This is a genomic window from Caenispirillum bisanense, assembly GCF_039523075.1.
Classification (GTDB): Bacteria; Pseudomonadota; Alphaproteobacteria; order Rhodospirillales; family Rhodospirillaceae; genus Caenispirillum; species Caenispirillum bisanense.
This window is the reverse complement of sequence record NZ_BAAAEP010000052.1, coordinates 12942-32482: the sequence shown is the minus strand read 5'-3', so window position 1 is coordinate 32482 and position 19541 is coordinate 12942. Positions and strand designations below refer to the sequence as shown.

Here is a 19541-nt window from a genome sequence, read left to right as displayed (position 1 = left end):
GGACATGGCGGCGGCGGTGGCGGCCGGGGGCACCGGCGCGGCTGCTTCCGGCGCCGGAGTCGCTTCGGCCACCGGCGTCGGGGGCAGGGCGGCGGGCGCCTCGACGGGCGCCTGAACCGCCGCACCGGCGGGCAGGGTCGGGGAGGGCGGCAGGGTCGGGGAGGGCGGCAGGCTGGCCGGCGTCACCCGGTCCGGTCGCGGCGGACGGGAGGCGGCGGCGGCCAGGGCGGCATCGCGGCCGCTGCCGAGCCGGAAGGTTTCCTCGGGCACCGGCGGCAGCACCGCCATGCGCTGGCTGCCGCGCTCCACCGGGTGGAAGGCGGCGTCGACGTCGCAGTCAGGGTCGATGGACAGCGCCTCGTATTCCACGTCGCCGCGGAAGTGGCAGCCGTTCAGGAAGGCGACGGCGCGGGCCTTCACCGTGCCGGCGACGGTGCCGGCCGATGCCAGCCGCCCCGCCCCGACGCGCGCGTTCAGCCGCCCGTGCGGGCCGACCACCAGATCAGCCACGGCCAGATCGCCCTTGACCGCGCCCTCGATTTCCAGAGTGCCCGGCGACTGGACGGTCCCGATCACGGTCAGGTCCGGCGCGAAGAAGGATGCCTGCTTGACTGCCATGGGCTCCCGAGTGTCCCCCCTGAGACATAGGGGAGAGTATACCGATCCCGCGGCAATGCGCCACCCGCAAGGCAGCCCCGCCAAAAGCGACGGCGCCGCCCCAGGCCGGGGCGGCGCCGCAGTGCGTCCGGGTGGCGCCGCCGGCGGGCGGCGCGCGGTCCGGGATCAGTTGTCGCCGAAGACGATCTCGACGCGGCGGTTGCGCAGCTCGCGCACGCCGTCGCCGGTCTTCACCAGCGGCTGTTCCTCGCCGTAGGCCTCAAGCGCCATGGCGCTCGCCGGCATGCCCTTGCCTTCCAGGTAGGCGGCGACGGCTTCCGCCCGCTTCTGCGACAGCAGCAGGTTGGAAACGGTGTCGCCGATGGTGTCGGTGTGGCCGGCGATGACGACGCGGGCCGGCTTCTCGCTGCGCCAGTCGTCGAGGACGACGGCGAGCACCTTCTGGGCCTCGGCGTCGATGCGGTCGGTGCCGACCGGGAAGAACACGATGTAGTCGCCCTTCGGCGCTTCCACCACCGGCTGCGGCGCCGGGGCGGCCGGTTCCGGCGTCAGTTCGGCCAGCGCACCCTCGAAGCGGTCACGGCAGAGCTTGATGCCGTCCGGCTCGATGTTCTCTTCCTGCTTTTCGATCCAGCATTCGAAGGCCCCCTGGGCGCGGGCGGCGACCTGCGGCTTGGCGCTGCGGGCGCCGCCGTCGAGGGCGGTGATCAGCTGGGCGCGGGCGGCGGTCAGTTCGGCGGCGCCGACGGCGACGTCGCGGTCGCCCAGGTCGTCGGGCAGCACGGTGCGGCCGGCGGCGGCGGCGCGGGCCTTGGCGAGGAAGGCGGCGGTGTCCGACCAGTCGTAGCGGTCGCGCTCGGCCTCGGCCAGCGCCACGTATTCGCCGAACAGCGCCTGCTGGAAGGCATCCCCCTGCGGAACGAGGCCCTTGACCCCTTCGACATCCCAGGTGCTGGCGCAGGCCGACAGGAAGCCGGCGGATACGCTGACGAGAAGTGCCTTCTTGAGCATGCTTGTCGGAGTCCTTCGCTGAGTCGTTCCAGCCCGAATGTGTCGCTTTCCCGTTGGCGCCCCCCTGCGGACGTTCGGGGCCACACGCTCGCTTGGTCGCGTGATCCACCTCGGTACCGGACCCTTTGCCGGCACAGAAGCACTCACCGTTGTTAAAGGCGGGTCTTTTCAACGTCAAGCGCCGCAACCGCGGCAGCATGGAAATTTCCTACATTCGTCGCAGGATTATCCGCGGGTTCCACTCCAGGTACACGTTATTCATGCTTTGTTCGCAACGGCGTGGTAAGGTCGACGGCCATGACCCAGACCCTGTGCCGCGACTGCCTGACCGAGATCCCCGCCGCCGTGGATGCCTGCCCGGCCTGCGGCTCGGCGCGCGTGCGGCGGCACCCGGAACTGTTCGACCTGTCGCTGGCGCATGTGGACTGCGACGCCTTCTACGCCGCCATCGAGAAGCGCGACCGGCCGGAGTTGCGCGACCGCCCGCTGCTGATCGGCGGCGGCCATCGCGGCGTGGTCGCCACCGCCTGCTACATCGCCCGCCGCTATGGTCCGCGCTCGGCCATGCCCATGTACAAGGCCCGCCAGCTGTGCCCCGATGCGGTGGTGCTGCCGCCCGACATGGCCAAGTATTCCGCCGTCAGCCACCAGATCCGGGCGCTGTTCGAGGCCTGCACGCCGCTGGTCGAGCCGCTGGCCCTGGACGAGGCCTTCCTCGACCTCGGCGGTACGGCGGCGGCGCTGGGGGAAAGCCCGGCGGCGGTGCTGGCGCGGCTGCAGAACCGCATCCGCGACGACATCGGCATCACCGTCTCCATCGGCCTCAGCTACAACAAGTTCCTGGCCAAGATGGCCTCGGACCTGGACAAGCCGCAGGGCTTCGCCGTCATCGGCCGGGCGGAGGCGCGGGCGTTCCTGGCGCCGCGGCCGGTGCGCGACATCCCCGGCGTGGGCGAGGCCTTCGCCCGCCGCCTGTTCCAGGCGGGCTACCGCACCATCGGCGACCTGCAGGGGGTGTCGGAGGCGCGGCTGGCGCAGCAGTTCGGCAAGCTCGGGCGGGCGCTGGCGCAGCGGGCCCGGGGCGAGGACATGCGGGCGGTGACGCCGGAACGGCCGGCCAAGAGCGTTTCCGCCGAAACCACCTTCAACGCCGACATCCACCGCCTCGACGCGCTGGAGGCCGAGCTGTGGCCGCTGTGCGAGAAGGTGGCGGCGCGCTGCCGGCGCGGCGACGTGGCCGGGCGCACCGTGGTGCTGAAGCTGAAGACCCGCGACTTCCGCACCTTCACCCGCAGCCACCGGCTGCCCGACCCGACCCAACTGGCGGAGGTGATCTGGCGCCATGGTCGCGCCCTGCTGAAGCCGGAAGCGGACGGTCGCGCCTTTCGCCTCATCGGCGTCGGAGTCGCCGACCTGTGCGACTCGAGGTTGGCAGACCAGCCCGATCTTTTCACCCATCGCAACGACCGGGACGGGAATCGGGACCGCGCCATTGCGGTCTTGCGAGAAAAATTCGGGCAGAACGTGGTCGAGCGACGAGTTTTTGTGCAGCGGACTCTACCTGACAAGTGACTCGTTTCTACCTGCATGGTAGTTTTATGAACGGATCGTAGAAACCGATTCTCGGCACCAGGGAGAAGCCCATGAAGACCGGACCCCTTCCGGCAGTCGTGCCGGCGCCCCTGGAGGCTGCCGCCAGACCGCCGACTTCCACTGCGCTTGCCGCCGACGAGGCTCTGCTCTCGGCGGTGCCTCTGCTCGCGCCGGCGCCGTCTTCCTCCGGCACCGCCACCGGCGGCGAGGCTTTTGCGCGCCGGCAGGGCGCCGGCTGGGCCGATGTCGCCCGCCTGGATTCCATCCGCAGCGAGGGCGCCCGCGGCAACAAGGCCGCCGCCGAGGCCGCGGCGTCGCAGCGCGTCGCCCTGTCGCGGCTGCGGATCGAGGCGCTGATGCTGGAAGCGCAGATGGCCTCCGCCACCGGCGATGCCGAACGCGCCCGCGCCGTCGCCCGCGCCGTCCGCACCGAAGCCGGCAACATCCGCCAGGCCCTGCGCAGCACCCTCGACTCGGGGCACGGCGACATGGCCGCCTCCGCCGCCGCCTCCTCGGCGGTGAGCCGCGCCCAGGCTGCCGCCCGCGAGGCCGCCAGCCAGGACGGCGGCGACCCCACCGCCATGGCGCCGTGGCGGGGCGCGCCGTCGGCCCGCGAGTCGGCGGCGGTGGAAGCCGCTCCGGCCGGTACTCCCACCTCCACCCTGCACCGCAGCGCCTACGAGGCCCTGCGCCGGGCGCAGCAGGTGCTCGACGAACTGGCGCGGGTGAACTGGACCCGACAGGTGGAAGGCGGCATCGACGATGCCGGCCGCGACCTGCGTGCCGCCGCCGGCGCCGCCGATGCGGCCGGGCTGATCAACCGCCTGGAAGCCGAGGACGGCGCCCTGTGGGGCGGCTACAACGGTCTCGCCTGATCCCTGCGCCGGCCGCTGACGGGCGGCGCTCTTAATCTGTGCAACAGCCGCCGACAGGCGGCCGCTCGGGCCCGGCGGTGCAGCAGATGCGCCGCCGGCCCCATCGCCATTGCCGAAGGGAGTCATCGCTTCCGGCAAAAATGCGGCTGCGGGGCGCGCACCACACGTTTCCCCCATGCATGGGCCCGCGGACCGTGCTATATGTGTGCCATGGGTGCCGGTTTGTGCCGGGCCAGGATGAGGACGTTCGAGGGGACTTCGACACCGCATGCAGCGTCTGTCGAAATCGGTCAAGCCGGATGCGGAAACGGTGGGCCTTCAGGCCCTGGCGTTTCTTGCCGCCGACGACCGTCTCCTTGACCGCTTTCTCGCCCTGACCGGAATGGGGCCGGCAGAGTTGCGGGAAGGCGCGCAGGACCCGATGGTCCTTGGAGCGGTTCTCGATTTCCTTCTGGCCGACGATTCGCTGGTGCTCGCCTTTGCCGCCGCCAGCGATCTTTCGCCCGAAGCCCCCGGGCAGGCCCGCAGGGCCCTGCCGGGATCAACGGCGGACGGCTGGTAACGGCCTTACTCCACCCGCGATCCGCCCGACTGAATTACCGTCCGCCGCGCCGGCAAGGGAGGCGTGTGCGTCTTAGTGAGTTGGATACGAGCACCATGGCGTGGAAACGAGATGCCGGGGACTTTCCCGGTCACAACGGCCCGGGCATGAACCGGCGGTCCCGTTACGATGACGATGCTGGCGGCCCCCCGGCGACCCCGACCGAGGCGTCCGTCAAGTGGTTCAATGCCTCGAAGGGCTTCGGTTTCGTGAAGACCGAACCGGCTGGCGAAGATGCCTTCCTGCACGTTTCCGTGCTGGAGCGCGCCGGTCTGTCCGCCCTGCCCGAGAACACCCGCATCTCCTGCACCGTCCGCCCCGGCGGCAAGGGCCTGCAGGTGGACGCCGTGGTTTCCGTCCTTGAGATGGGCACCCCGTCCAGCGGTGGTGGCTTCGGCGGCGGTGATCGCGGCGGCTTCGGCGGCGGCGATCGCGGCGGCTTCGGCGGCCGTGACCGCGGCGGCTTCGGCGGCGACCGCGGCGGCTTCGGCGGCGGTGGTTTCGGTGGCGGCCGCGGCCGCCCGGAAATCATCGGCGAGTCCGAAGGCGTCGTGAAGTTCTTCAACACCGAGAAGGGCTTCGGCTTCGTCACCCCGGACGACGGCGGCCGTGACATCTTCGTGCACATCCGCGCCGTGGAACGCTCGGGCCTGCAGGGCCTGAACGAAGGCCAGCGCGTGAAGCTGTCGGTCAGCCAGGGCCAGAAGGGTCCGCAGGCCGAGCGCATCGAGATCGCGTAACGCGGTCTTGCCTGCGGGCACGCCCTGAACGACGACGACGGCCGGCCTCCACACCAGGGGCCGGCCGTTTGCGTCTCGCCAAGGCTGTTTGATCGTGACCGCCGCGCCCGGCGCGCCGGGCGGGCCTGCGCGACTGCCCGTGGCCGGCCGGGCGGGCAGCTCATTGCCTGTCGTCCCGCTTCCCGGTGCCCGGCATGACAAAGGCGCCGCAGCCTTCCGGCCAGCGGCGCCTTTGTCATGGTTGGTAGGGGCGGGGGGACTCGAACCCCCAAGACCGAAGGCCACTCGATTTTGAGTCGAGCGCGTCTACCAGTTCCGCCACGCCCCCACAGGCTGGACGCCCGTTCTACACCGCCTGCGCCGTCACCGCAACGGGCGGCGAACATTGCTCCGGCGGCGCCAACCTGATAAAGGACGGCCGGCATTTCCCCGCAAGGAGCCCCGCATCCGTGCTGCAGCGGACCTACGACTGGACCATGCGCCAGGCTAGCCGGCCCCACGCCCTGTGGACGCTGGCGGTGATCTCCTTCATCGAAAGCTCGATCTTTCCCATTCCGCCCGACGTGCTGCTCATCCCCATGGTGCTGGCGGCGCGGGCGCAGGCCTGGCGCATCGCCGCCGTCTGCACGGTGGCGAGCGTTGCCGGCGGCTTTGCCGGCTATGGCATCGGCTATTTCCTGTTCGAAGGCATCGGCCAGGCGGTTCTGAACTTCTACGGCTATCTGGAGAAGTTCGAGACCTTCAAGGCGCTGTACAACGAGTGGGGCGCCTGGATCGTCGGCATGGCGGGCTTTACGCCGTTCCCCTACAAGGTCATCACCATCGCCAGCGGCGTCACCCAGCTGGACCCGGTGGTGTTCGGCATTGCCTCGACGGTGTCGCGGGCGGCGCGGTTCTTCCTGGTGGCGGCGCTGCTGTGGAAGTTCGGCCCGCCGATCCGCGCCTTCATCGAAAAGCACCTGGGCAAGCTGACGGTGGCGTTCTTCGTGCTCTTGTTCGGCGGCTTCGCCCTGCTCAAATTGCTGTGACCATGACCCTGTCGTCCGACCGCCTGGTGCCGCTGGCGATCTTCGCCGTCTGCGCCGCCTCCCTGGGCTCCGCCATGGTTCTGGAGCATGTGTTCGGCGTGATGCCGTGCATCCTGTGCCTGTGGCAGCGGGTGCCCTATGCCGTCGCCGGGGCGCTGGCGGCGGTGGCGCTGGTGCCGGGCCTGCCGGCGCAGGCGCGGCGCTGGCTGGTGGCGCTGTGCGGCGTGGCTTTCCTGGTCAACCTGGGCATCGCCTCCTATCACGTCGGGGTGGAACAGCAGTGGTGGGCCGGCACGGCGCAATGCTCCGCCCCCGCCGGCGGCGCGCCGCAGACCCTGGCCGAGCTGCAGGCGGCGCTGGAAAACCCGCCCACCCTGGCGCGGTGCGACGAGGTGGGCTGGTCCCTGTTCGGGATCTCGCTGCCCGGCTACAATGTGATCCTCAGTCTGCTGCTGGGGGCCGGCTCGCTGCTGGCCGCCGCCCGGCCCGAGTTGTGGAGACGCCGCTGACCATGGATACCACCCCCGACCGCCGCAACATCCGCCGCACCGGCGACGACCGTCTGCCGGGCGAGCCGTCGCGCGACGAGTTCCTGGATCGCCTGTGCCGCGTCAACCACGCCGGCGAGTACGGCGCGGTGCGCATCTATGAAGGGCAGCTGGCGGTGCTCGGCCGGACGCGGGTCGGCCCCACACTCCGCCACATGCTGGACCAGGAGAAGGAGCACCTGCGCTACTTCGCCGATGCCATCGGCCGCCGCCAGACCCGGCCGACCGTGCTGCAGCCGCTGTGGCACGTCATGGGCTTCGCCCTCGGCGCCGGCACCGCCCTGCTGGGCGAGAAGGCGGCCATGGCCTGCACGGTGGCGGTGGAAGAAGCCATCGACGAGCACTATGCCGAACAGCGCGACAAGCTGGGCGACGACGAGGCGGACCTGCGCGAGACGGTGGAACGCTTCCGCCTGGAGGAACTGGAACACCGCGACATCGGCTATGAGAACAAGGCCGAGGAAACGCCGGGCTACAACCTGCTCTACGGCATGGTGCGCAACGGCTCCAAGCTGGCGATCTGGCTGAGCAGCCGGTTCTGATCCCGCCGCTTTAGTCCAGGTCCCGCACCACGCGGAAGCCGACCACATAGCTCCAGACGTCGGCGGCGTTGCGGGCGCGGGCGGCGGAGGCCGCGAGCAGCGGCACGTAATACCAGGCGCCGCCGCGCATCACCCGGTCGCGGCAGCCGGGGTCGGGCTGCCACGGCGACTGCCGGCCGGAGGGTGCGCCGCCGGGCGTCCAGCAGTCCGCCGTCAGTTCCCACAGGTTGCCGTTCATCTCCGTCAGGCCCCAGGCGTTGGGCGGATAGGTGCCGGCCGGCGCGCTGCCGCCGTGTTCCACCACCGCCCCGTCGCAACCGCGGCAGTTGGCCTGTCCCGGCCGCATGGCCTCGCCCCACGGATAAAGGCTGGCGGAGCCGGCGCGGGCGGCCCATTCCCATTCCACCTCGCTCGGCAGCCGGTAGCGCTGGCCGGTGCGGCGCGACAGCCAGGCGGCGTAGCCCTCGGCATCGGCCAGGGTGACGTTGATGACCGGCCGGTCGCCGCGGCCCCAGCCGTGGTCGCTCTGGCCGCCGCGGCAGGCGCCCTCGGCGACGCAGGCTTCCCATTGGCGCCAGGTGGTTTCGCTGCGGGCGATGGCGAAGGGGCGGGTGATCTCCGCCTCGCGCGGGACGGCGTCGGGAACGCGGCCGTCGCCCAGGGTGAACCGCCCCGCCGGAACGGGCACCATCACCGGGCAGACGGCGCAGTCCTGCACCGTCGCCGCCGGCCTGGCCGCATCCTGCTCCGCCGCCGTCGCCGGCGCCGCCGGAGCGGTCGCCAGCAGGGCGAGCAGGGCGGCGAGCCCCGCCGCGTATCCCGTCCGCACCGGCGTCAGGCCTCCTGCGGCGGCGTCTCGACGAAGGTGAGCACTGCCCCGGTCGGGTTGCCCAGGTCGTCGCGGTAGGGCAGGAAGGCGCCGTGGTAGACCAGCCCGTCGTGGCTGAGCAGGAAGCGGTCGGCGACCCCGGTCTCCACCACCGCATGCAGGCGGTCGCGCAAGGCGGGCAGTTCGGCGCGGCAGGTGATGGCGGTGATGGTCTGGCCGATGTCCGTCGCCTGCAGCTCGAACAGCTTGCGGGCCGGCTGGTTGTAGCGGGTGACCCGCAGGCCGCGGTCGATGGCGATGACGGGGAAGCCGATGGACCGCAGGATGTTCTCCAGGTCGGCGTTCACCCCCGCCAGTTCCGACGACTTGATCTGCAGTTCCTCGTTGACGGTGGTCAGTTCCTCGTTGGTCGACTGCAGTTCCTCGTTGGAGGTCTCCAGTTCTTCGTTGGAGCTTTGCAGTTCCTCGTTGCTGGCCTGGAGTTCCTCGTTCAGCGACTGGAGTTCCTCGTTGGCGGTCTCCAGTTCCTCCACCACCGTCTGCAGGTTCTCCCGCGTCGCCACCAGTTCCTGTTCCAGCTCCTGCAGGCGCGGGTCTTCCTCGCCGTCGGGGCGCGGCTCGGCGGTCAGGCCGGCCGGCGGCAGGGCCGGTTCGAACGACACCATGAACAGCTCGTCGGTGGACAGCGCCAGCGGCCGCACCGAGACGCGCACCGTGCGTTCCTGGTTGTCGTGGTAGAACGAGGCCGCCGGCCCCACCAGCTCCGCCCGCTTCTGTTGCGAGCGCACGAATACCGACCGCAGCTCGGCCCGCAGTTCCCGCCGCACCATGGTGAAGATGTTGAGGTCGGGGGTGCCCTGGCCGATCTGCAGGTAGGTCTGCATCTCGCCGTGGACATGCAGGATGCGGCCGTCGCGGTCGACCAGCGCCGTCGGCGGCGCGTAGGCGGCAATGAGCGCGGCCATGGCGACGTCGTTGAGCGACACCTCCTTGCTCTCCCGCCGGCTGCGGGCGCCGTTGGTGTCGGAGCCGCGCGGCTGGAAGGTGGCCATCTGCTCCCGCGCCGGCGGGCGGGCATCGCCGAGGCGGCGGAACAGCTTCCACTTCTTGTCGACGGTGTGGAAGCGGCTGGTGGCGGTGCCGATGGTTTCCGACTTTCCCAGCAGCAGGTATTTGCCCGGATTGAGGGCGTAGTGGAAAATGTTGATGACCTTCTGCTGCAAGGCGGCATTGAAGTAGATCAGCAGGTTGCGGCAGGAGATCAGGTCGATGCGCAGGAACGGCGGGTCCTGGATGAGATCGTGCTTGGCGAACACGATCATGTCGCGCACCGACTTCACCACCTGGTAATAGCCGCCGCGGGCCAGGAAGTAGCGCGACAGCATGTCGCGGCTCATGGTCTTCAGCGCCGCGTCGGGGTAGAGCGCCTTGCGGGCGCGGGCCAGGGCGTCGGCGTCGATGTCGGTGGCGAAGACCTGGACCTGATAGTTGCCCAGCCGCTCCCCCAGGGTTTCCGACAGCAGGATGGCGATGGAATAGGCTTCCTCGCCCGAGGCGCAGGCCGGCACCCAGACGCGGATGGTGTCGCCCGGCTTCTTGTCGCGCACCAGGTCGGGGATGATGCGGGCCAGCGCCTCATAGGCGTCGTCGTCGCGGAAGAAGCTGGTGACGGAGATGAGGATGTCGTTGCGCAGCGCCTCCAGCTCCTGCGGCATCTCGGTCACATAGCCGAGGTAGTCGGCCAGGCTCTCGCAGCGGCAGGCGGCCATGCGGCGGCGGATGCGGCGGGTGATGGTGGTCTTCTTGTAGCCGGTGAAATCGACACCGAGCCGGTTCTTGACCATCAGCAGCAGCCGCTGCACCAGGTCGGAGTTTTCCTCCTCCACGGCGAGGTTGGCGCGCTTGGGGTTGGTCAGCAGTTCCTGCAGCTCGTCGCCCATGCCGTCGGGCGCCATGACGAAATCGACGCAGCCGGTTTCCACCGCCGCCCGCGGCATGCCGGAATAGCGGGCGCTTTCCTCGTCCTGGGCCATGGTGATGCCGCCGCCGGCCTTGATGGCGCGCACCCCGTGGGCGCCGTCGGAGCCGGTGCCGGACAGGATGATGCCGACCGCGTTCTCCCCCTGGTCTTCGGCCAGGGAGGCGAAGAAATAGTCGGCGGAGGGCTTGGGGCCGATGGCGGCATGGGGCTCGCGCAGCCGCAGCACGCCGTCTTCGATGTCGAGGTCGTTGTTGGGCGGGGTGATGTGGATGACGTTGGGCTCGACCCGCAGGCCGTCGGTGATCTCCACCACCTTGAGGTCGGTCTGGCGCGCCAGCAGCTGGGTCAGCATGCTGGGGTGCTGCGGCGCCATGTGCTGCACCACCACATAGGCCATCTGGCTGTCGGCGGGCAGGTTGGTGACCAGATGCCCCAGGGCTTCCAGCCCGCCGGCGGAGGCGGCGATGCCCACCACCGTCACCTTGCGGCGACGACCGCGACGGGAGGGGGCAGCCTCCACCTCGTCGGCGGGTTCCAGCAGATTGTCGTCGGGCATTCACCCACTCCCCTCATCCACGGAGCGCACCGGGCCAACCATCATGCCAGAGCCGCCCGCCGCGTCCGCCCCGACTGACGGATAGGCTGCGGTCCACTCGTCACGGACGGCCGGGTCCGGTTCGTCACCATAGTGTCTCTCGTAGGCGGCAATATATCCGTTCGTATCCTCAAGTCTAGAAAAAGCCCACACAGCCGCTCCGCGTACCAGCGATGACGTGTCGTTGCAGGCTGCATGAAGAACTAGAGGGATGAAATTCCGCTCGCCGCTATTACCCATGGCGACGAATACATTACGGATGAACCGATCGCGGCCGATACGTTTTACTGGTGAAGCGCTGAACAGAAGGCGGAAGTCTGCATCGTCCAGCTGTGCGAGGTCGGCCAGACGCGGCGCCAGGAACTCGGCGCGGGGGCGGAAAGCCTCGTGCGGCGTAAGCTGCCCGAAGCGGTTCCACGGGCAGACGGCAAGGCAGTCGTCGCAGCCGTAGATGCGGTTGCCGATCAGCGGCCGCAGCTCGCGCGGGATCGGCCCCTTGTTCTCGATGGTCAGGTAGCTGATGCAGCGGCGGGCGTCGATCTCGCGCGCCGCCGTAATGGCGCCGGTGGGGCAGGCGGGCAGGCAGCGGGCGCAGGAGCCGCAATGGTCGCCTTCCGGCGGGTCGGGCTCCACCTCCAGGGTGGTCAGGATCTCGCCGAGGAACAGCCAGGAGCCGAAGCCGCGCGACACCAGGTTGGTATGCTTGCCCTGCCAGCCGAGCCCCGCCTGGGCGGCCAGCGGCTTTTCCATCACCGGGGCAGTGTCGACGAACACCTTGATGTCGCCGCCGAAGCGGGCGATGAGCCCCTGGCCCAGGGTCTTCATGCGGCCCTTGATCCAGTCGTGATAGTCGCGGTTGCGGGCATAGACCGAGATGTGGCCGCGCGTCGGATGGGCCTGGAGGACGCGCGGATCGTGGCCGGGACCGTAGTTGACGCCCAGCACGATGGCCGTCACCGCCTGCGGCCACAGGCTTTGCGGGTTGGCGCGACGGTCGGCGGTATCGGCCATCCACGCCATGTCGGCATGGCGGCCGTCGGCGAGGTAGCCGTCGAGGCGGGCGCGCACCTCCGGCGGCAGCGTGGCGCGGGTGAAGCGCACGCTGTCGAACCCGAGGCGCCGGGCCTCGTCCACGATGACCTGCTTGGTGTCCGCCATGACCGCCAGATAGGCTCGGGCGGGCGCCTACGCCAGCGGGGCGATGTCGCCGCGGGCCTGATCCTCCTCGAAGCGGGCGGCGAAGTCGGCCAGCCGGCCGTCCTCGATGGCGCCCCGGATGCCGCGCATGAGATCCTGATAATATTGCAGGTTGTGCTGCGTCAGCAGCATCATGCCGAGGATTTCCTCGCAGCGGATCAGGTGGTGCAGGTAGGCGCGGCTGTACTGCCGGCAGGCGGGGCAGGAGCAGTCGGCGTCCAGCGGGCGCGGGTCGTCCATGTGGCGGGCGTTGCGCAGGTTCACCGTGCCGCGGCGGGTGAAGGCCTGCGCCGTGCGCCCCGACCGGGTCGGCAGCACGCAGTCGAACATGTCGATGCCGCGCATCACCGCGCCGACGATGTCGGCCGGCTTGCCGACGCCCATCAGGTAGCGCGGCTTGTGCTGCGGCATCAGCGGGGTGGTGAACTCCAGCGTCGAGAACATGGCCTCCTGCCCCTCGCCGACCGCCAGGCCGCCGACGGCGTAGCCTTCGTAATCGAGCGCGTTCAGGGCCTCCACACTCTCCCGCCGCAGATCCTCGAACACCGAGCCCTGGACGATGCCGAACTGGCCGTAGCCGGGGCGGGCGACGAAGGCCTTGCGCGACCGTTCCGCCCACCGCATGGACAGGCGCATGCTTTCGGCCGCCTGCTCGTGGGTGGCGGGGAAGGGGGTGCACTCGTCGAACGCCATGGTGATGGTGGCGTCGAGCAGGTGCTGGATCTCGATGGAGCGTTCCGGCGTCAGGTGGTGGCGCGAGCCGTCGACGTGGCTCTGGAAGGTGACGCCGTCCTCGGTCAGCTTGCGCAGCTTGGCGAGGCTCATGACCTGGAAGCCGCCCGAGTCGGTGAGGATCGGCCCGCGCCAGTTCATGAAGTTGCGCAAGCCCCCCAGCGCCGCCACCCGCTCCGCCGTCGGGCGCAGCATGAGGTGATAGGTATTGCCGAGGATGATCTGCGCGCCGGTCGCCCGCACCTCTTCGGGGCGCATGGCCTTCACGGTCGCCGCCGTGCCGACCGGCATGAAGGCGGGCGTGTCGATGGTGCCGTGGGCGGTGTGGACGCGCCCGAGGCGGGCGGCGCCGTCGGTCTTCAGAAGCTCGTAGCGGAAAACGTGGGTCACGCGGGAATGTCCTCGTCGCAGCGTTCCAGCAGGCTGCCGTCGCCGTAGGAATAGAAGCGGTAGCCGGTGTCGATGGCATGGGCATAGGCCGCCCGCATGCGGTCGAGGCCGCTGAAGGCGCTGACCAGCATGAACAGGGTGGAGCGCGGCAGGTGGAAGTTGGTCACCAGCCGGTCGACCATGCGGAAGCGCCAGCCGGGGGTGATGAAGATGTCGGTCGGGCCGCTGAAGGGGTGCAGCACGCCGGCCTCGTCGCCGGCGCTTTCCAGCAGGCGCAGGGCGGTGGTGCCCACCGCCACCACCCGGCCGCCGGCGGCGCGGGCGGCGTGGACGCCGTTCACCGCCTCTGCCGTCACCTCGCCGATCTCGGCATGCATGCGGTGGTCGGCGGTGTCGTCGGCGGTGACCGGCAGGAAGGTGCCGGCGCCGACGTGCAGGGTCACGAACACCCGCGACACCCCGCGCGCCTCCAGCCGGGCCAGCAGGTCCGGCGTGAAGTGCAGGCCGGCGGTGGGGGCGGCGACGGCGCCTTCCTTCTCCGGCGCGGCATAGACGGTCTGGTAATCGGTGCGGTCGCGCTCGTCGTCGGCGCGGCCCATGTAGGGCGGCAGCGGGATGTGGCCGTGGTCCTTCAGGGCATCCATGAGCGCCTGGCCGCCGCGGTCGAACTTCAGCCGCACGTCGCCGCCGTCCTTGTCCTCCACCACGGCCTCGAAGCCGTCGGCGAAGGTGATGGTCTGGCCCGGCTTCAGCTTCTTGGCGCCCTTGGCGAAGGCCCGCCAGGTGTCGTCGGCAAGCCGCATGTGCAGCGTCACCTCCACCTTGGCCTCGCCGCGCCGGCCGAGCAGGCGCGCCGGGATGACGCGGGTGTCGTTGAACACCATCACGTCGCCGGGCTGCAGCAGGTCCGGCAGGTCGCGCATGATGCGGTCGTCCAGGCCGTTGGCGCGGACATGCAGGCAGCGGGCGGAGTCGCGCGGCGAAACCGGGCGGTCCGCAATGCGCTCGCGGGGGAGATCGAAGTCGAAGGCGTCGACGCGCATGGGGCGGCAGGGCTCGATGGCTGGGAAAACTGGTGCGAAAGCGGCATCCGGCCCCACCATATGGGGACCCGCCGCCGACGACGGTATGCCCGATGGCGGGGCCGCGGACAAGCGCGGTCCCGGCGGGCGGCGCATCATGCTATGGTGATCCGCCGCGGGCAAGGGACGCGAAGCCCACCCGCCTGTCTTCGGGGGAGGAGACGGCCGCCGGCATGGAGGGGTTCCGATGGCCGACAGCACCACAGCCGCGCCCGCGCCGCTGCGCGAGGCGCTTTCCCGCCACCCGTTCTTTTCCGACCTGACCCCGGCGCGGCTCGACCGTCTGGCCGCCTGCGCCCGCCTGCGCGACATCGGCGCCGGCGAGATGCTGTTCCACCAGGGCGGCGATGCCGACCGCTTCTTCGTCCTGACGCGCGGCACCGTCTGCGTCGAAAACCGCACCGATGGCCGCCCTTCCGTGCTGCAGACCCTGCACGAGGGCGACGTGCTCGGCTGGTCGTGGCTGACGCCGCCGTTCCGCTGGGCCTTCGATGCCCGCGCCGCGGCACCGGGCCAGGTGGTGGAGGTGGCGGTGGCGCCGCTGCGGCTGGCCTTCGCCGCCGACGGCGCCTTCGGCTATGCGGTGGTCAGCCGCTTCGCCGGCGTGATGGGCCAGCGCCTGCGGGCCGCCCACATGCTGATGCTGGAGCGCGGGGCGGGCTGAGCGGCGGCAACGCAGCGTTTCCGGCGACGGCCTTTTCAGGCGGGGCTGGGCGCCTCATCTTGCAGGCAAGGAAACATTCCTGCCTGGAGGGCCTTGCCATGACCGTTGCCCCGTCCCCTGCCGCCGCCTCTGCCGGTTCTGCCGCCGCCGCACCGGCTTCCCGCACCGTCGCCCGGGTGGTGGCGGGCATGCCGGCCGAGGACGGCGCCGGCGTGCGCCTGACCCGTCTGGTCGGCCAGCCGCGGCTGCCGGACCTTGACCCGCTGCTGATGCTCGACCGCATCCAGAGCGACGACCCTGGCGCCTACATCGCCGGCTTCCCGCCGCACCCGCACCGCGGCTTCGAGACCGTCACCTACCTCGTGCAGGGCCGCATGCGCCACCGCGACAACCACGGGCACGAAGGGCTGATCACCGACGGCGGCGTGCAGTGGATGACCGCCGGCCGCGGCATCGAGCATTCCGAGATGCCGGAACAGACCGACGGGCTGCTGTTCGGCTTCCAGCTGTGGCTCAACCTGCCGGCGGCGGAAAAGATGCGCGAGCCCTGGTACCGCGACATCCCGGCGGCCGACCTCGCCCGCCTGACACCGGCGCCGGGCGTGGCGGTGACGCTGATCGCCGGGCGGTGGGATGCGGCGGAAGGGCCGGCGCCGCAGCGCTCCACGGCGCCCTTCATCGCCGACGTGGCGCTGGCGCCGGGGGCGGCGGTGGACATTCCCATCCCCGCCGGCCACGCCGCCTTCGTCCACCCCTTCGCCGGCAGTGTCACCCTCGGCCCGGCGGGCGAGGGCGAGCGCGTCCATGATGGCTGGCTGGCGGTGCTGGGGGAGGGGGCGGCCGTGCGCGCCGCCGCCGATGCCGACGCCCCCACCGGCGCCCGCCTGCTGGTGGTCGCCGGGCGGCCCCTGCACGAGCCCATCGCCAAATACGGCCCCTTCGTCATGAACACCCGCGACGAGGTGATCCAGGCGGTGGACGACTACCGCGCCGGCCGGTTCTGACGCGGTGGCGCCGGACGCGGGTCTGCCCGTCCGGCGCCGTGCGTTCTGCGTCCGCCTCAGTCGCGGTCGTCGATGAGGATGGTGTCGCCCTGGATGTCGACGGCCATGGTGACGGCGCGGTCGCGGCTGATCTCCCGGTTGACCCTCCGTCGTGACCCGCCGGCCCCATGCCGGCGGTGGCGCCACAGTAGGAGAGGACGCCCCGTCGCCGCCCCTGCCGGTCGGCGGGGTACGGCGCCGGCGGTGTCCGACGCTGCCCGCCTCAGCCGGCGACGTTGAGCATCTCGCACATCATGCGGCCGTCGCGCAGTTCCATGAACAGACGATAGCCGCCGGCGGCGCGGCCCTGGCTGCGGGCGAAGTCGGCGGCGGCGGGGCGGTCGGGGAAGCGATGGGTGCGCGGGTCGCCCTCGCGGCGGACCGCCCAGGCGATGGCCTCGTCGCCGCCGTCCGGCTCGCGGACGACGTGGAAAACGGGGGTGCGGCACCCGGCTGCGACGGCGGCCGGGGCGGCGTGTGCGGAAACGGCGGACATGGCCGGAATCCCTTGCTGGCGAACCTGCGGAAGGCCGTTACTCTGCCGCAGGCCGCACGCCGCCTCACCCTCTGAACGGAGGGGCCGAAGGGAGGAGGCACGCCCCCGCCGTCACCACCGCCGGAGTGGCGTCGGTCAGCGGGCGGCGACGTTCAGCATCTCGCACATCAGGCGGCCGTCGGCCATTTCCAGGAACAGGCGATAGCCGCCTGCCGCCTCGCCGGTTTCACGGGCGAAGCGGGCGGCCGCCTTGCGGTCGCTGAAACGATGGCTGTGGGCTTCACCGTCGCGGCGCACGACCCACCGGCCGCTGTCGTCGCGCACCACATAGAGCACCGGCTTGCCGGTCACGTCGGTCACGGGCATCACGTCCAGCTGCATGACCCAACCTCCACCAAGGTTGATCCGACAGCGACGATTATCACCCGTGCCGTTCGCGGGGCCTATCACTTTCGATGGGTATGGATGACGGTTTCGATGATGCCGTGGCAAAGCGGCAACAGCTCCGCCCCGGGCGCATCAGGAAGGGTTACGTCGCGCGCGCGTGCAGGGCTATGATGATGCGCAAGATCCACCTCAGGTCGCCTGGATGTCTGCGCCTAATTCCTACATCTCCACCTTCGCCGGAAGTACCGACTTCGGCCTCATCAGCAGCGATCAGGCGTCGGCAATCGGGCAGCCGTCGGGCCCGATCCGGCTATGTCACGGCGTGCCGGGGCGTAACGGCTTCGGCTTGACCCACATCGAGGGCTATGAGAACCGCCTCAGGGAACTGAACGGCCTCGGCTTCTCCAGCGTGATAACCTACTGCCACTATGTCGCCGAGAACTTCGAGGCGATCCACGAGGGCCATAGCGGCCGGTTGATCGTGGCGCGGAAGCGACTCGACCGCCGGCTTGTTCATCTCACCCTTGTGCTTGACTTGCGATCGACGAGCGACGGCCATGTCTGGTCGATCGTCACCGGCCTCCCCAAGCGTGTGCTGCGGGAGCCGGTGCTGTGGCAGAAGGAAGGGCGGAAGGGAGGGTGCGAACCCGCTCCGGACGCTGCCTCGCGTCCCCGCTTTGCGACGTTGACATTGCCCGGGACAAGATCCTGAGGCGGCAATGCGTCCAAACGCGCGCGGCTTCCGTCTGCCATACATTATGTACGCTCAGCACACGCTGTGCAACGCCCGCTGTGTCGCGGCCGCACGCGCCTGCGCACGCATCACGCCTTCTTGACCTCGTTGCCGATCACCTGGATGTCGACGGTGGTCTGGCGGGTGCGGCCGGCGACGCTTTCCGCTTCCGAGCGCACCGTCGGCGGCATCTTGTTGTCCAGGTGGCCGTTGACGATGCCCAGCACCAGGTCGTCCTTGAACAGCAGGTTCAGCTTGGCGTTGCCGCCGACGTGAATGTGCTTGATGCCGGTGGTGCCGGGGGCGGAGCGGCCGCGGGCGGTGCCGGTGATGACCATGCGCACGGCCTGCGCCATCTTGGCGTCGCGGCCCTTCACCTCGTCCCAGGCGTCCTTCACCACCTTGCCGGTGTCGACCTTGGTTTCCTCTTCCTGCTTCTGGACCTTGAGGATGTCGTCGATCTTTTCCGCCACCTGCTGGATGTGCGCCTCGGTGGCGCGGCCCTCGTCGGGGAAGGCGGCGTCGATGGCCTTGGTGATCTTGGCCTTCACCTCGTAGTCCGGCACTGCGGTGCCGGCCTTGATCTTGCGGCCAAGCTCCTTGGCGGCATCCTGCTTCAACACCTTGGCGAGCTGGCCCGAATTGAGCGTCATGGTAATCCCCCTGTCCTACGTCCCCGGTTGAATGGCTGCGGCCATAAGGTGCGCAGCAGCTTCATCCTACCAGAGGCGTCGGAAAGAAGAACAACCTTTGCAAGATTGTTTTCCGCTTTTCCCGAAGGGTTTCAGGCGAGACTGCGCGCCAGGTCGGCCAGCTTGCCGAACGGGGTTTCGCCGGCCGCCAGCGCCACCGGCCCCACCTTCTTCAGCCCCTCGCGCCCGAAGCGTTCGCGGATGAACTCCTCCAGCCACTCGGTCGCCTGGGCGGTGCGCAGGGACGCCAGCAGGTGGCGGTCGCGCAGGTGGGCGAGGTGGCGGTCCATGGCGGCGATCACCCCGTCCACCCCCTGCTTGTGCATGCTGGAGACCAGCAGCACCGGCACCTCCCACCCCTCCATGTCGCCTTCGGCCAGCGACAGGGCGCCGTGGACGTCGGCGCTGGCGCGCTCGGCGGCGGCGCCCATGTCGGCCTTGGTGACCAGCACCAGGTGGGGGATTTCGGCGATGCCGGCCTTCATGAACTGCAGGCTGTCGCCCGATCCGGGCTGGACGCAGAACACCACCGTATCGGCCACCCGGACCACGTCGGTTTCCGACTGGCCGACGCCGACGGTTTCGATCAGCACCACGTCATAGAGCGCCCGCATGACCACCATGGCGGCGATGGTCAAGCCGGCGAGTCCGCCCAGGCGGTCGCGTGCGGCCATGGAGCGGACGAAGACGCCCTGGTCCTCCGGGTCGGTCTGCAGGCGGGTGCGGTCGCCGAGCAGGGCGCCCTTGGACTTGCGCGAGGACGGATCGACGGCGATCACCCCGACGGTCCGCCCGCGCGCCCGCCAGCCGCCGATGAGGGCGTTCATGAGGGTGGACTTGCCGACGCCCGGCGGGCCGGTGATGCCGATGACATGGGCCCGCGGCCGCTTGTACGCCTCCGCCAGCAGTGCCACGGTTTCGGGCGCATCGGGCCGCGCCTCGATCTGCGCCAGCGCCCGGGCCAGCGCCGCCTTGCCGCCCTCTTCAAGCGTCTTCAGGTCCATGGGAAAGGCCCCTGCCGGTTTTGGGGAACCACAAAGACACCAAGACACCAAGGCGGCGGAGCCTGCCTCAGCGCCGGCTCTTTGTGCCGGCGCATCCCAAGTCTTCGCCGAAGGCATTCTCGTTCTGCTGCGCAGGGCGGGGCGGAGTTCGGCGCTGGAA

Annotated in this window: 21 protein-coding genes and 1 tRNA gene; 10 read left to right on the top strand and 12 right to left on the bottom strand. The window is 70.3% G+C overall.

Annotated features, from left to right (window positions below; translation table 11 throughout):
- The coding region (locus ABD056_RS18785; protein WP_343869211.1) for a bactofilin family protein at positions 1 to 618 on the bottom strand (618 nt) is incomplete at its 3' end.
- A 165-nt stretch (positions 619 to 783) separates the two neighbouring features.
- Positions 784 to 1629, bottom strand: coding sequence for an OmpA family protein (locus ABD056_RS18780; RefSeq protein WP_343869210.1), 846 nt, complete (start codon positions 1627 to 1629; stop codon positions 784 to 786).
- Positions 1630 to 1926: 297 nt separating this feature from the next.
- Here ABD056_RS18780 and ABD056_RS18775 point away from each other — a divergent pair, with 297 nt between their 5' ends.
- The 4 genes from ABD056_RS18775 (at position 1927) to ABD056_RS18760 (ending at position 5438) form a co-directional block, all read left to right on the top strand.
- Entirely contained in the window at positions 1927 to 3201 is a 1275-nt protein-coding gene (locus ABD056_RS18775) for a DNA polymerase IV (RefSeq protein WP_343869208.1), read from the top strand.
- A gap of 71 nt (positions 3202 to 3272) precedes the next feature.
- Entirely contained in the window at positions 3273 to 4097 is an 825-nt protein-coding gene (locus ABD056_RS18770) for a hypothetical protein (RefSeq protein ID WP_343869206.1), read from the top strand.
- Positions 4098 to 4365: 268 nt separating this feature from the next.
- Positions 4366 to 4659, top strand: coding sequence for a DUF3572 domain-containing protein (locus ABD056_RS18765; RefSeq protein WP_343869204.1), 294 nt, complete (start codon positions 4366 to 4368; stop codon positions 4657 to 4659).
- 146 nt (positions 4660 to 4805) lie between these two features.
- Positions 4806 to 5438, top strand: coding sequence for a cold-shock protein (locus ABD056_RS18760; RefSeq protein WP_343869203.1), 633 nt, complete (start codon positions 4806 to 4808; stop codon positions 5436 to 5438).
- A gap of 242 nt (positions 5439 to 5680) precedes the next feature.
- Here the strand turns inward: ABD056_RS18760 and ABD056_RS18755 are convergent.
- Positions 5681 to 5766 (bottom strand) — tRNA-Leu (locus ABD056_RS18755).
- A 121-nt stretch (positions 5767 to 5887) separates the two neighbouring features.
- Between ABD056_RS18755 and ABD056_RS18750 the strand changes: the two genes are divergently transcribed.
- Genes ABD056_RS18750 through ABD056_RS18740 form a run of 3 tightly spaced genes read left to right on the top strand, consistent with a single transcriptional unit; the run spans position 5888 to position 7556 of the window.
- Complete coding sequence (locus ABD056_RS18750; protein WP_343869201.1) at positions 5888 to 6466, top strand: YqaA family protein; 579 nt, start codon at positions 5888 to 5890, stop codon at positions 6464 to 6466.
- A 2-nt stretch (positions 6467 to 6468) separates the two neighbouring features.
- Entirely contained in the window at positions 6469 to 6975 is a 507-nt protein-coding gene (locus ABD056_RS18745) for a disulfide bond formation protein B (protein ID WP_343869199.1), read from the top strand.
- Between the two features lie 2 nt (positions 6976 to 6977).
- Positions 6978 to 7556, top strand: coding sequence for a demethoxyubiquinone hydroxylase family protein (locus ABD056_RS18740; protein WP_343869197.1), 579 nt, complete (start codon positions 6978 to 6980; stop codon positions 7554 to 7556).
- A gap of 10 nt (positions 7557 to 7566) precedes the next feature.
- On the opposite strand, the gene ABD056_RS18735 is transcribed toward ABD056_RS18740, so the two are convergent.
- The 5 genes from ABD056_RS18735 to queA are packed head-to-tail and all read right to left on the bottom strand — an operon-like array spanning position 7567 to position 14323.
- Positions 7567 to 8385: a formylglycine-generating enzyme family protein gene (locus tag ABD056_RS18735; protein ID WP_343869193.1), complete on the bottom strand. Its 819-nt coding sequence runs from the start codon at positions 8383 to 8385 to the stop codon at positions 7567 to 7569.
- Between the two features lie 5 nt (positions 8386 to 8390).
- Complete coding sequence (locus tag ABD056_RS18730; protein WP_343869191.1) at positions 8391 to 10922, bottom strand: chemotaxis protein CheB; 2532 nt, start codon at positions 10920 to 10922, stop codon at positions 8391 to 8393.
- Positions 10923 to 12119, bottom strand: a complete 1197-nt coding sequence (gene queG, locus ABD056_RS18725) for a tRNA epoxyqueuosine(34) reductase QueG (protein ID WP_343869189.1) — start codon at positions 12117 to 12119, stop codon at positions 10923 to 10925.
- A gap of 27 nt (positions 12120 to 12146) precedes the next feature.
- Complete coding sequence (tgt, locus tag ABD056_RS18720) at positions 12147 to 13280, bottom strand: tRNA guanosine(34) transglycosylase Tgt (protein WP_343869187.1); 1134 nt, start codon at positions 13278 to 13280, stop codon at positions 12147 to 12149.
- Positions 13277 to 14323 (bottom strand): tRNA preQ1(34) S-adenosylmethionine ribosyltransferase-isomerase QueA, encoded by a 1047-nt coding sequence (gene queA, locus ABD056_RS18715; RefSeq protein ID WP_343869184.1) that lies wholly within the window; start codon positions 14321 to 14323, stop codon positions 13277 to 13279. The genes tgt and queA overlap by 4 nt, the downstream gene beginning before the upstream one ends.
- A 226-nt stretch (positions 14324 to 14549) precedes the next feature.
- On the opposite strand from queA, the gene ABD056_RS18710 reads away from it, so the two are divergent.
- Both ABD056_RS18710 and ABD056_RS18705 read left to right on the top strand, forming a co-directional pair.
- Entirely contained in the window at positions 14550 to 15026 is a 477-nt protein-coding gene (locus ABD056_RS18710; RefSeq protein ID WP_343869182.1) for a Crp/Fnr family transcriptional regulator, read from the top strand.
- A 98-nt stretch (positions 15027 to 15124) separates the two neighbouring features.
- Positions 15125 to 16030: a pirin family protein gene (locus ABD056_RS18705; RefSeq protein WP_343869180.1), complete on the top strand. Its 906-nt coding sequence runs from the start codon at positions 15125 to 15127 to the stop codon at positions 16028 to 16030.
- Positions 16031 to 16292: 262 nt separating this feature from the next.
- Here ABD056_RS18705 and ABD056_RS18700 read toward each other — a convergent pair whose 3' ends face one another.
- Together ABD056_RS18700 and ABD056_RS18695 are read right to left on the bottom strand one after the other, a co-directional pair.
- Positions 16293 to 16565: a DUF2188 domain-containing protein gene (locus ABD056_RS18700; protein ID WP_343869178.1), complete on the bottom strand. Its 273-nt coding sequence runs from the start codon at positions 16563 to 16565 to the stop codon at positions 16293 to 16295.
- A gap of 135 nt (positions 16566 to 16700) precedes the next feature.
- Positions 16701 to 16946, bottom strand: a complete 246-nt coding sequence (locus ABD056_RS18695; RefSeq protein WP_343869176.1) for a DUF2188 domain-containing protein — start codon at positions 16944 to 16946, stop codon at positions 16701 to 16703.
- A gap of 163 nt (positions 16947 to 17109) precedes the next feature.
- Here ABD056_RS18695 and ABD056_RS18690 point away from each other — a divergent pair, with 163 nt between their 5' ends.
- The gene (locus tag ABD056_RS18690) at positions 17110 to 17664 is read left to right on the top strand and encodes a hypothetical protein (RefSeq protein WP_343869174.1); all 555 of its coding nucleotides are present in this window, start codon (positions 17110 to 17112) and stop codon (positions 17662 to 17664) included.
- Between the two features lie 110 nt (positions 17665 to 17774).
- Here the strand turns inward: ABD056_RS18690 and ABD056_RS18685 are convergent, their stop codons facing one another.
- The gene (locus ABD056_RS18685) at positions 17775 to 18338 is read right to left on the bottom strand and encodes a hypothetical protein (protein WP_343869172.1); all 564 of its coding nucleotides are present in this window, start codon (positions 18336 to 18338) and stop codon (positions 17775 to 17777) included.
- Between the two features lie 131 nt (positions 18339 to 18469).
- Entirely contained in the window at positions 18470 to 19381 is a 912-nt protein-coding gene (locus ABD056_RS18680) for an ArgK/MeaB family GTPase (RefSeq protein WP_343869171.1), read from the bottom strand.
- Positions 19382 to 19541 lie beyond the last annotated feature (160 nt).